This is a genomic window from Sphingobium sp. LB126 (assembly GCF_002795205.1).
Lineage (GTDB): Bacteria > Pseudomonadota > Alphaproteobacteria > Sphingomonadales > Sphingomonadaceae > Sphingobium > Sphingobium chungbukense.
Window position 1 is genome coordinate 2559612 of sequence record NZ_NETV01000001.1, and the last position, 11782, is coordinate 2571393.

Sequence of the window (11782 nt, forward strand, 5' to 3'; positions counted from 1 at the left end):
CGCGCGCTGTGACAAATTCCCGCTTTTCCTTTTCCATAGCCGCCACCGATGGCAAGGCCCGCGCCGGCACGATCCGGATGCGCCGGGGCGACATCCGAACGCCCGCCTTCATGCCGGTCGGCACCGCCGCCACCGTCAAGGCGATGCGCCCTGCCGAGGTGCGCGCGACCGGGGCGGACATCATCCTGGGCAATACCTATCATCTGATGCTGCGTCCCGGCGCCGAGCGCATGGCGCGGCTGGGCGGTCTGCACGGCTTCATGGGCTGGGACCGGCCGATCCTCACCGACAGCGGCGGTTATCAGGTGATGAGCCTAAGCGCGCTCACGAGGATGAGCGAGGAGGGGGTCGCCTTCTCCAGTCATATCGACGGGTCGAAGCATATGCTGACGCCGGAGCGTTCGATGGAAATCCAGCGTTTGCTGGACAGCGATATCGTCATGGCCTTCGACGAGTGCACCAAAAATGGCTGCACCCATGACGAAGCGGCGAAGTCGATGGAGCGCTCCATGCGCTGGGCCAGGCGTTCACGCGAAGGCTTTGACGCGGGCGGGGAGCATGCGGAGCGCGCCGCCCTGTTCGGCATCCAGCAGGGATCGCTTGACGAAGGACTGCGGCGGATTTCGGCGGAAAAGCTGATCGATATCGGCTTTGATGGCTATGCCGTCGGTGGTCTTGCCGTGGGCGAGGGGCAGGAGGCGATGTTCGCCACGCTCGACTTTGCACCCGGCATGTTGCCGGTGGACAAACCGCGCTACCTGATGGGCGTGGGCAAGCCGGACGATATCGTCGGCGCGGTCGAACGCGGGATCGACATGTTCGACTGCGTGCTGCCCACGCGTAGTGGACGCAATGGACAGGCCTTTACCTGGGCGGGGCCGCTCAACATCCGCAATGCGCGCTTCGCCGAAGATATGGGGCCGCTCGATCCGCGCTGCGGCTGCCCGGTCTGCGCGACCTGGAGCCGCGCCTATCTGCACCATCTGGTCAAGGCGGGAGAGATGCTGGGCGCGATGCTGATGACCCAGCATAATATCCATTTCTACCAGGCGTTGATGCAGGCAATCCGCGACAGCATTGCAGAAGGCCGGTTTGCCGGCTTCGCCGCCGATTTCAGGCGGGATTATCAGCGCGCCTGACGCTCAGCCGGAGAAAACAGGCCGGAAAATCAGGGAAGCACCGTGATGGCGATGGCATAATCCCCGGCCTCCGAATCATGCTCCAGCGGCGCGCCCAGTTGCCGGGAAAGCCCGGTCAGCACCCGGCCATAGCGGTCCTCGAGCCGCTCGCTCATCTCCTGCGATGCGCGCAGGGCGGGGGAGGCGATGCGCAGAACGGCTCGATCCTCACGATCGTCCTCCAACTGCACGGAGATGTGCATCGTCGCGCGCGGATTGGATAGCATGGCCAGTTCCACCAGTTCCGTCAGCAGGAAGGCGACCGGCACCGCCACATCCTGACTGATATGCAGATTGTCGCTGTCGATCTGAATGCCGAAGCGGCGCGCTTCGGCTGGCGCGGTGGCGCGCAGGCTGGCGGACAGTTCGCTGATCAGTGAACGCACGCCCACGCCGCGATGCTCCTCCAGTTCCGCATAATGGTTGCGATGGACGACGGAAAGCGCGTCGACCCGCCGCTGGATCGTCGCATAGGCCTCGACCGCTTCGGCATCATGGGCCGACCGCGCGTGCAGGTTGATGAGGCTGGCGATGATCTGGAGGTTGTTCTTGACCCGGTGATGGACTTCCCGCGTGAGTTTGCGCTGGGTTTCCAGGCTTTCGGCCATCTCTGCTTCGTGCGTGGCGACATCCTCGCTGATCTCGCGGAAGGTGTCGCCCAAAGCGACGATTTCCTGCGCCGGGGTTCGGATGCGGCGCATCGGTTCCAGTACTTCGCCGGGGTGGTAGGTGGCCACCGACCGGCGCAGCAGCACCAGTGGCCGGATGAGCAGCCGGTTGACGACGAACCAGCCGATCGCCGCCGCCGCGAACCACATGACGAGCGGCAGGAATAGCGAGAGCATCCGCACCAGCGTCACCGGCGGGTCGCGCATCGTCATGGTCAGGATCATGTCGGACGGATCGAGCCGGGCGGAAAGGGTGGTGCTGCGGCTTTGAGGCAGGCTGGACGGCTGGGTGATGACCAGGCTGTCCCGGCCTTGACGCAGGCTGATCTGGCGGTTGGGCAGGGCGCCCGCAGGGCTGGTGATCGCCTCCAGATAGGCGCGCGGATAATAAGCGAGCGCAACGACGGTACCGTCGCGGCTCTGCACCGGATTGACGAGAAACTGGCTGCGCGGCAGCAAGTGCATCGCCCGGACGGAAAAGCGGCGCTCCGGCGCCAGCCCGTCCGGCTCGGGCTGCGGCGATCCGCACAGGCGCCGCCCGCCTCGGTCGTAGATATAATAGCGTCCGCCCCCGCGATCATGTGAAGCCAGGAAGATCGAGAGACGCGCACACATCGCGCGATCAGGCCCGGAGACCGCGAAACTGTTGGCCGTCAGCATCAGCGCAGTGCGGTCCGATGTGAGATCGGCGGACAATTTCCGCGCGCTTTGGGTGACCGCGACCCGCAGCAGCGCTTCCTTTTCCAGATCGGTCGTGCGGATTGCCTGAAGCGATGCGACCAGCGCGATCAGCCCCAGGGGCAACAGTGCCAACGTCAGGATCAGGAACATCTTGACGCCGGTGGACTGCGGCACCGCGTTCAATCTGTGCAGGAAGGAGGGTGCGGCCGCGGTCGGGCCGTCCTGCGCCGCTGGCGGCTCAAGGCTAGTGAGCATGGACCTGGTGCTGAATGGGCAGGGCCGGTTTTGGGATCGCGCGGGGCCGCTGGCAAGGGAAATCGACGCTGCACATCGCAATCCGCGCCATAGCGCCTTTCGCCTTTTTCAACGGGCCGATGATAGAAGGAGGTCAGTCCAGTTTGCTGAGGAGGTCCAGCATTTCGGCAGGAATATCTTCCTCGACTGTGCGTTGATAGACGGAACGCAGCGCATTGCCAACCTGGCCGTCATTCTTGGCCCCCGATACCCGCTTCTTGCGGGCCGCGCTGCTCTTCACGCCAGAACCCGGAGTGTTGGCGCTGACATCTTTCTTGTCCCCTCCCGTCACATCCCGTTCCGTCGTTGAAGCAACCAAAACACGCCCCTCTGCAGCCAATATCACCATGCCCGCCTGCTCTTCTTGCGGCTTTCCCCCATGACGTCAATTCAGCGTCGGGGGTATGAAAACAGAAAATTCCAAAGAAATTCGAAAAAACCGAACGCCAGTGAAACAAATTCTGTGCTTGATGGTTCCCTTGTCCGAAGCATTTTTTGCCCTGCCGGCCATTCGGCAAGGGAAATCGGACGGCGCGATCGCGTCATGGTTGGGGCCATGGCCGGGATGCACGCCTGATTTCAACAGGGGGAAAAGGGGGCTTGCCACATCGGCATCGTCCATCCATTTTCCTTCGTTGGCGAATGTTTCGAAACAGAATGTGTTGGAACAACGGCGCCCAACGGGCTGGGAGAATTTTTACAGATGTCGCTTGGTCAGCAACTTCACCCCCATCTTCCTTTTCTGCGTCGTTATGCCCGTGCGCTGACAGGCAGTCAGGCGCATGGTGATGCCTATGTCCGCGCGACGCTGGAAGCGATCGTCGCGGCGCCGGACGAATTTCCCAGCACGGTCGATCCCCGCCTGGGCCTCTACAAGACTTTTCATGCCATCTGGTCATCCTCCCACCTGGAAGACGGACCGCTGCTTTCGGGCGCCGACGGTCAGGAGGCGATTGCCCAGGCACGACTCGCCCGGCTGACGCCCTTGCCCCGCCAGGCGCTGCTGCTGACGGCGCTGGAGGGCTTCACGGTCGACGATGTCGGCTATCTGATCGGTCTCGACAGCGACGATGTCGAGGAACTGGTGAAGGAAGCGTTGAGCGAGATCGAGGCGCAGACCCGCGCCAAGGTGCTGATCATCGAAGATGAGCCGATCATCGCCATGGATATAGAGACGATCGTCCGCGACCTGGGCCATGAAGTCACCGCGATCGCCGTCACGCGCGAGGATGCGGTACGCGAAGCGATGGCGGAGCGACCCGGCCTGGTGCTCGCCGATATCCAACTGGCCGACGATTCCAGCGGCATCGATGCGGTGAAGGACATATTGGCGGAATTTTCCGTGCCGGTGATTTTCATCACCGCCTTCCCGGAACGCCTGCTGACCGGCGAACGACCGGAACCCACATTCCTCATCACCAAGCCGTTCCAGCGTTCCACCGTGAAAGCCGCGATTTCCCAGGCGTTGTTCTTCGACGAAGCGACCGCGCCAGTCTGAGCGGCTGATTATCCTGGAAAATTGGGGCGAAAACGGAACCCCGGCCCGGGGCCCGCGTTATTGATGCGTAACGATCGGGAGAAGCTCATGGTCGAGCAGGAGCAGCATATCGCCACCGAAAAAGCCCGGGCGGGTTCCACGCCGCATGTCGTGCGTTATGTGTTGGGTATTTCCCTCACACTCGCCATTATCGTGATGATCGTGATAGTGTGGGGCTATTAAAGAGCGCCTCGGTAATTTGGCCCCCGGGCAGCGTAAGGTTAGGATGCGGACGCGGATATGGCTTTGACGACTTCGGTTCATGCAGCGAGGGCGACAGCCGATGAGGGGGTTGTGTCCATGACCGATAGCGTAGGTCCGGATGGCGAGCGCGAGGCCCTGTCGGATACTGATTTCAAGCATGAACTGGCGGCCGTCATTCCGCATCTGCGTGCCTTTGGCCGATCGCTGTCGGGCAATCGCGATGTGGCCGATGACCTGGTGCAGGAAACGCTGTTGAAGGCATGGGCGGCCCGGTCCCGTTTTCAGGCGGGCACCAATATGCGGGCCTGGACTTTCATCATCCTGCGCAACCATTATCTCTCGCAGATGCGCCGTTCGCGGTTCCGGGGGGATTGGGACGATCTGGCTGCGGACCGCCTGCTGGCAGCACCGGCCGGGCAAGACAAGCATGTCGAACTGTCCGACATGCAGCGCGCCCTGCTGCAATTGCCTCAGCCGCAGCGCGAGGCGCTGATCCTGGTCGGTGCGGGCGGTTTCGCCTATGAGGAAGCGGCCGAAATCTGCGGCGTGGCGGTGGGCACGATCAAGAGCCGCGTGGCGCGTGGCCGGGCGGCGCTGGAGCAGATTCTGGAAAATGGCGAACTGCCATCGCGTCGAAGCCAGGATAGCAGCGACGTCGCGGTGCTGGACGAGATCATGGATGATGTCGACCGGCTGAGCCGCGGCCGCGAAGCGAAGGAAGATACTGACCCTGATCGGGAATAATCTATGTTAAGGTTTCGCCTTCCATGTTGGTCGCTACGACAGGAGAAGGAGAATGGCCGAGGATCGGAGAAACGAGTCCTCCACGCCCTTCGACAATTTGAATGAATCGACCCGGCCGACGGGCCGGTCGCGCGGCAGCTTGATCATCTTCATTCTGGTGGCATTGGCATTGATCCTGGCGGTTGGTTTCTTTTACGCCACCAAGGGCAATCATGATCGTGGGGCCGATGCCTTGATCGACGCCGCCGATGCGCCCGACAGTGCGGCTCGCGTGGTCGGAAATGCGGCGAAAAATGCTGCCGACAGGCTCCAGAACCACGAGTGAGGCTGAACGACCGGGGCGCATTGCGCGTCTGCGGGGGAAGGCGGCCCGGCCCGGCCCCTGAAGCGCGGCATTTTCATGCCCGATCCGTCGGCTCACTTCCAGCGTGTCTCGTTCAGAAATTCTTTGCGATTGTCGTGCAATGTGACGGCGTGTCGGATTTTCTTACAATCACTGTAAGGCGATCCGGCCATCTGTCCGCCCGCGGGGCGCAGCGGGAACGCGCGACGAATGATAAGATTGTTCAAACATTATGTGCCGCATGCGGTGCTGTTGCTCGGCCTGCTGGATTGCATGCTGCTGATCGGCGCGGCGGAGGGTGGCTGGATCTTGCGCGCGCACCAGATCGGCATGGATGTCGATCCCGTCATGACCCGCATCGGGCCGTTGGCCAGCTTCGCCGTGTCTATTCAGACGGCCATGATCGCCGTCGGCGTCTACGGTACGGAGGCGCTGCAATCGATCCGCTATGCCCTCGCGCGCCTGTTGGTGGCGATTTCGCTGGGCGTGCTGTTCCTGTCGGTCATGCATTTCGTCCTGCCGGACATCACGCTCTGGCGGTCCAACTCGCTCTATGCCATGGGCCTGGCGATCGGCCTGTTGCTGACGATCCGCCTCTTGCTGGGGTCGATGCTGGGCGGCGAGGCCTTCAAGCGCAGGCTCGTCGTGCTGGGCGCGGGCAACCGCGCCCATCGCATCCGGGAGATCGAGGAACGCAAGGGTTCGGGCTTCCTCGTCGTCGGCTATATCGCCATGAACGACGGCGCGCAGGTGATCCCCGAAGCGATCAACCGCAACGCCATCTACAATCTGGCCGATTTCGTCGTGCGTCTGGGCGCGAGCGAGGTCGTGCTGGCACTGGAGGAACGCCGCAACGCCCTGCCGCTGTCCGACCTGCTGCGGATCAAGACCACCGGCGTCCATGTGAACGAAATCTCCACCTTCCTGGAGCGGGAGACGGGGCGCGTCGACCTGGACAGCGTGAACCCGAGCTGGCTGATCTTTTCCGACGGTTTTTCCGCCGGCCGGCGCCTCTCCAGCATTGCCAAGCGATTGTTCGACATCGTCGCCAGTTCGATCCTGCTGTTGTTGACCGGCCCGGTCATCCTGCTCGCGGCGCTTCTGGTGAAACTCACCAGCAAGGGCCCGGCTTTCTACCGCCAGCAGCGCGTCGGCCTGTTCGGCGAGGAATTCTGGATCGTGAAGTTGCGCACCATGCGGCAGGATGCGGAACTGTCCGGCCAGGCGGTCTGGGCGGAGAAGGACGATCCGCGCATCACGCGTCTGGGCTATTGGCTGCGCAAGCTGCGCATCGACGAATTGCCCCAGACCTGGACGGTGCTGAAAGGAGAGATGAGCTTCGTCGGCCCGCGTCCCGAACGCCGCCAGTTCGTCGAGGATCTGGAACAGCATCTGCGCTATTATGCCGAGCGCCATATGGTGAAGCCCGGCATCACCGGCTGGGCACAGATCAACTATCCCTATGGCGCTTCGATCGAGGATGCCCGGCACAAGCTGGAATATGACCTCTATTATGCCAAGAATTACACGCCCTTCCTGGATCTCCTGATCCTCATCCAGACGCTGCGGGTCATCCTCTGGCCCGAAGGCGCGCGCTGAGGGAGGCGGGCGATGGGCACGTTGCTGCAATTTATCGGGGACTGGGGGCACGCGCTGGCGGCGGTGCTGTTCGCGGCGCTCGGCATCTTCATCCTGCGCCGCCGCGACGAGGCGCCGGAACAGCGCCTGCTGGCCGCCGCGCTGCTGCTCACATCCTGCTGGTCGCTCTATGTGTCGTTCGGCGGGGTGGACAAGCCGCTGACCGGCATCGGCGAGAATATCCGCAACGCTGCCTGGCTGCTGCTGCTGTTCGTCATGCTGCGGCAGGGGACGGCGGGACGAGCGGGATCGCTGGTGGCGATCGGTTCGGTCTATGCCGCGGTGGCGGGCCTGCTCCTGCTCCAGACCTTCACCGACATCATCTGGCGGCAACTGCCGACGGCGAGCGATCTGCACCGCGCTCTCATCCATGTCTCGCTGGTGCTGCACATGATGACCGCGATCGGTGGCCTGATGCTGGTCCATCATCTTTACATCAGCTGGCCCGCGCAGGATCGAGGGCGGGTCGCGCTGCTGCTGGGCGCGCTGGCGGCGATGTGGACCTATGACCTCAACCTCTATGCCATCGCCACCTTCGCGATGCACCGCGCGAATGAACTTTACGCCCTGCGCGGACCGATGATGGCCTTGCTCGCCCCGGTCATCGGCGCGGGTCTCCGCAACGACATGGCGGGGCGGTTGCAATTGTCGCGCACGCTGGCCCTGAAATCGCTCTCGCTGGCGGCGGTGGCGCTTTACGGCGTGGTGCTGGTGGCGGCGGCGGTGTTGCTGGAACTGGTTGCTGGTCCCTATGCCCGGCTGGTCGAGATCGGCTGTGTCTTCTTCATGGCGGTCAGCGCGCTGGTGCTGTTGCCCTCCCGCCGCCTGCGCGCCTTCTGGAAAGTGCAGGTGGCCAAGCATTTCTTCCAGCATCGCTACGATTATCGCACCGAATGGATGCGTTTCGGCGACACCATAGGGCGCCCCGGAGACAATGCCATGCCGCTCGGTGAGCGAGTGGCGAAGGCGGTGGCGGACATTACCGATTCCCCCGCCGCCATCCTGATGCTGCGGGCCGAGGATGGCGCGCTGGCTTTCGAAACGCAGTGGAACTGGACCGGCGAACTGCCCGATGGCGCCGTGGTCCCCGCGCCGCTCGCGTTGCTGATCGAGCAGAGCGGCTGGATCATCGATGTCGACCGCCCGCCGAGCGGCGCGGGAGAGGTCGTTGCGCCGGGCTGGATGAGCGAGGAGCGTCGTGCCTGGGCGCTGGTGCCGCTGATCCATTTCAACCGGCTGATCGGGGCGATCCTGCTGGCCCGGCCGCCGATCGACCGGCGGCTGGACTGGGAGGATTTCGACATGCTGCGCGCCGCCGGACGGCAGGCCGCCAGCTATCTGAGCGAGGCGCAGGGCCAGCAGGCGCTGGACGATGCCCAGCGGTTCGAGGAGTTCAACCGCCGCTTCGCCTTCATCATCCACGACGTCAAGAATCTGGTGAGCCAGCTTTCCCTGCTTGCCCGGAATGCGGAGCGTCATGCCGACAATCCCGATTTCCGCGCCGACATGGTGCTGACGCTCCAGGAATCCGTGGGCAAGATGAACGATATGCTTGCCCGCCTGTCGCAGCATAACAAGGGCAGGGTGGAAGAACCGCGTCCCATGGCGCTGGACGAGGTGACGCGGCAGGTCGCGCGTACCCGATCGCGTCAGCATCCGATCAGTGTCACGGGGGAAGCGCCCTTGGCCCTGGCCGATCCGGCGCGGGTGGAACAGATATTGATACACCTGCTCCAGAACGCCATCGATGCCAGCGCATCCGGCAGTCCTGTGGAATTGCGGCTCTCGACGGACGGCGAGGACGCGTTGATCGCCGTGATCGATCAGGGCCGGGGCATGACCGCCGAATTCATCCGCCGCGATCTGTTCAAGCCCTTCTCGTCCAGCAAGGCGGGGGGCTTCGGCATCGGCGCGTTCGAGGCGCGCGCGCTGGCCCAGGCCATGGGCGGCCGGATCGATGTGGAAAGCAGGCCCGGCATGGGGAGCCGGTTCACGTTGCGCCTGCCATTGGCGCGGACGGACATTGACAGGGGGAAGGCCGCCTAATGAGCGACACGCGACCGAAATTGCTGATCGTCGAGGACGATCCGGGCCTCCAGCGGCAATTGCGCTGGGCCTATGAGGAATATCAGCTCTTCATCGCGGGCGACCGCGAGGAGGCGATCGAGATGCTGCGCGAGCAGGCGCCCGACGTGGTGACGCTGGACCTCGGCCTACCGCCCGATCCCGACGGCACCAGCGAGGGTTTCGCTACGCTGGCCGAGATATTGCGGATCAAGCCCGACACGAAGGTCATCGTTGCTTCCGGCCATGGCGCGCGGGAAAGTGCGCTCCATGCCATTTCCGGCGGCGCCTATGATTTCTATCAGAAGCCGGTCGACATCGACGAACTGGGGCTGATCGTCCGCCGCGCCTTCCATGTCCATGCGTTGGAGAAGGAAAATGCGCGGCTGGCCGAAACCGCGCCGGAGAGCGGGCGGGTGCTGGGGCGGCTGATCACTGCCGCGCCGGAGATGATGAAGGTCGCCCGCACGATAGAGCGCGTGGCGGGTGCGGACGTTTCCGTGCTGTTGCTGGGCGCGAGCGGCACGGGCAAGGAATTGCTGGCGCAGGGCCTGCATGATGCCAGCCCGCGGCGTGAGGGGGCCTTCGTCGCGATCAACTGCGCGGCGATACCCGAAACGCTGCTGGAAGCCGAACTGTTCGGGCATGAGAAGGGGCCTTCACCGGGGCGATCAAGACCACGCCCGGCAAGATCGAGTTGGCGCAGGGCGGCACATTGTTCCTCGATGAAGTGGGTGACATTCCGCTGGCCTTGCAGGTGAAACTGCTCCGCTTCCTTCAGGAACGCGTCATCGAGCGGATCGGCGGGCGCCAGCCGATCCAGGTCGACACCCGGATCGTCTGCGCCACGCACCAGAATCTGGAAGACATGATCGCGGCGGGGACTTTCCGCGAGGATCTCTATTACCGTCTGGCCGAGATCGTCGTGCGCATTCCCGCGCTCAAGGACCGGCCCGGCGACCCGGCGCTGCTGGCGCGGCATTTCCTCCATCGCTTCGCCAAGGACATGAACCCGCAGGTCAAGGGCCTGGCGCCCGATGCGCTGGCCGCGCTCGACAGCTGGGGCTGGCCGGGCAATGTGCGCGAACTGGAAAACCGCATGAAGCGCGCCGTCATCATGGCCGACGGCAAGCATGTGACCGCCGCCGACCTGGATCTGGACGGCGATCGCACCGAGGGTGGGGATATGGTGAACCTCAAGGCCGCCCGGGAAATGGCTGACCGCCGCGCCATCCGCCGGGCCATTGCGCGGACCGACGGCAATATTTCCGGCGCTGCCAAGATTCTCGGGATCAGTCGCCCGACGCTCTACGATCTGCTCAAACAGTATCAGATGCAGAATTGAGGGCGGCCATCCGACATATCCTCTTCCGGCCCGATCCGCTCATGCTCTGGAATATCAGGCCCGTTGCATGTCCAGATCGGCGACATCGATCCCCAGCCGCCTGATCTGTTCGGCTACTGGCGGCCACACCGTGTCCAGGAATTTGGCCCGCTCCATCTCACGCAGCCGCCTCGTGGCGCCATCCGCGACGAACATGCCGACACCGCGCTTCACCACCACCAGTTCGTCATCCTGGAAACATTGATAGGCCTTGGCCACCGTCAGCGGATTGGCCCCCTGCTGCGCGGCCAGTGCGCGGACCGAGGGGAGCATGTCGCCATCGCGAAACGCCCCGTCCAGGATGGAGGCGGCGATGATCTCACGCAGGCGGAGATAGACGGGCTTGGAGTCGTCGGCCATAGTGCTTCAGTGACATAATACAGCCATTCGGGTCAAGGCTGGGAGTTTCTCAACGGGACGCTAACTGCGTAACTATCTGTCCCAGATGGAAACTACATTATCATATTCTGGCCGTGGCCGTTCTTCTTGCGCTTTGCCCGGCGTGCCGATGAAAACGAAGCCCGCGATCCGTTCATCCCCCCGCGCGAAGGCTGCGCGGACATCTTCATTATAGGCGGGCCAGCCGGTCAGCCATCCGCCCGCAAAACCCAGCGCATGGGTGGCGTGCAGCAGGTTCATGATCGCCGCGCCGGCGGACAGTTCCTGTTCCCAGACCGGAATCTTGCTGCTCGCGACCGGCGCGGAAAGGGCGACGATCAAGGCGGGGGCCTGATGCGCGAACTGGCGCATCGCTTCGATCTCCAGCCGTCCGGCGTCAGGCTTTTCGGTGCGATAGGCGCTTTCCAGCAGATCGGCGAGCGCGTCGCGCCGCTCCGACGGGACGATGACGAAGCGCCACGGCGCCAGCTTGCCATGATCGGGGGTGCGCAGCGCGACATCCAATATCGCGCGCAGCTGGCCTGCATCGGGGCCGGGCGCTACCAGGTCGCGGGGCTTGCCGGAACGGCGGGTCTGGAGGAGCGAGAGCGGGGAACGGAGATCGTTGAACATGGCGGACCAGATGGCTTGCCGCGGGACCGGACGCAA

The 11782-nt window shown here is 63.8% G+C and carries 12 protein-coding genes and 1 pseudogene; 8 read left to right on the plus strand and 5 right to left on the minus strand.

What is annotated here, in order from left to right; translation table 11 throughout:
- Positions 1-8: 8 nt before the first annotated feature.
- Entirely contained in the window at positions 9-1139 is a 1131-nt protein-coding gene (gene tgt / locus CAF53_RS12500) for a tRNA guanosine(34) transglycosylase Tgt (protein WP_046763397.1), read from the plus strand.
- 29 nt (positions 1140-1168) lie between these two features.
- Here tgt and CAF53_RS12505 read toward each other — a convergent pair whose 3' ends face one another.
- From CAF53_RS12505 to CAF53_RS27085, 3 genes are all read right to left on the minus strand, one after another.
- Positions 1169-2677, minus strand: coding sequence for a sensor histidine kinase (locus tag CAF53_RS12505; RefSeq protein WP_100238797.1), 1509 nt, complete (start codon positions 2675-2677; stop codon positions 1169-1171).
- A 238-nt stretch (positions 2678-2915) separates the two neighbouring features.
- A complete protein-coding gene (locus CAF53_RS12510) occupies positions 2916-3170 on the minus strand; it encodes a NepR family anti-sigma factor (protein ID WP_046763396.1) in 255 nt (84 codons plus the stop codon).
- A gap of 36 nt (positions 3171-3206) precedes the next feature.
- On the minus strand, positions 3207-3443 hold the full coding sequence (locus CAF53_RS27085; RefSeq protein WP_157035730.1) for a hypothetical protein: 237 nt from the start codon (positions 3441-3443) through the stop codon (positions 3207-3209).
- Between the two features lie 81 nt (positions 3444-3524).
- Between CAF53_RS27085 and CAF53_RS12515 the strand changes: the two genes are divergently transcribed.
- The 7 genes and pseudogenes from CAF53_RS12515 to prsR all read left to right on the plus strand — a co-directional run bounded on the left by CAF53_RS12515 (position 3525) and on the right by prsR (position 10696).
- Positions 3525-4319 (plus strand): response regulator, encoded by a 795-nt coding sequence (locus CAF53_RS12515; protein ID WP_046763395.1) that lies wholly within the window; start codon positions 3525-3527, stop codon positions 4317-4319.
- 63 nt (positions 4320-4382) lie between these two features.
- A complete protein-coding gene (locus CAF53_RS27090; protein WP_157035729.1) occupies positions 4383-4541 on the plus strand; it encodes a hypothetical protein in 159 nt (52 codons plus the stop codon).
- Positions 4542-4658: 117 nt separating this feature from the next.
- Positions 4659-5306, plus strand: a complete 648-nt coding sequence (locus tag CAF53_RS12520) for a sigma-70 family RNA polymerase sigma factor (protein WP_100238228.1) — start codon at positions 4659-4661, stop codon at positions 5304-5306.
- A 52-nt stretch (positions 5307-5358) separates the two neighbouring features.
- On the plus strand, positions 5359-5631 hold the full coding sequence (locus CAF53_RS12525) for a hypothetical protein (RefSeq protein WP_242443436.1): 273 nt from the start codon (positions 5359-5361) through the stop codon (positions 5629-5631).
- Positions 5632-5859: 228 nt separating this feature from the next.
- Positions 5860-7248, plus strand: a complete 1389-nt coding sequence (locus tag CAF53_RS12530; protein WP_046763391.1) for a TIGR03013 family XrtA/PEP-CTERM system glycosyltransferase — start codon at positions 5860-5862, stop codon at positions 7246-7248.
- 12 nt (positions 7249-7260) lie between these two features.
- Positions 7261-9333 (plus strand): XrtA/PEP-CTERM system histidine kinase PrsK, encoded by a 2073-nt coding sequence (gene prsK, locus CAF53_RS12535; protein ID WP_046763390.1) that lies wholly within the window; start codon positions 7261-7263, stop codon positions 9331-9333.
- A pseudogene (gene prsR, locus CAF53_RS12540) lies at positions 9333-10696 on the plus strand (PEP-CTERM-box response regulator transcription factor). The gene prsK and the pseudogene prsR overlap by 1 nt, the downstream one beginning before the upstream one ends.
- A gap of 54 nt (positions 10697-10750) precedes the next feature.
- On the opposite strand, the gene CAF53_RS12545 reads toward prsR, so the two are convergent.
- Together CAF53_RS12545 and CAF53_RS12550 are read right to left on the minus strand one after the other, a co-directional pair.
- A complete protein-coding gene (locus tag CAF53_RS12545; RefSeq protein ID WP_046763388.1) occupies positions 10751-11095 on the minus strand; it encodes a GntR family transcriptional regulator in 345 nt (114 codons plus the stop codon).
- 72 nt (positions 11096-11167) lie between these two features.
- Complete coding sequence (locus tag CAF53_RS12550; protein WP_100238799.1) at positions 11168-11746, minus strand: nitroreductase; 579 nt, start codon at positions 11744-11746, stop codon at positions 11168-11170.
- Positions 11747-11782: the final 36 nt, after the last annotated feature.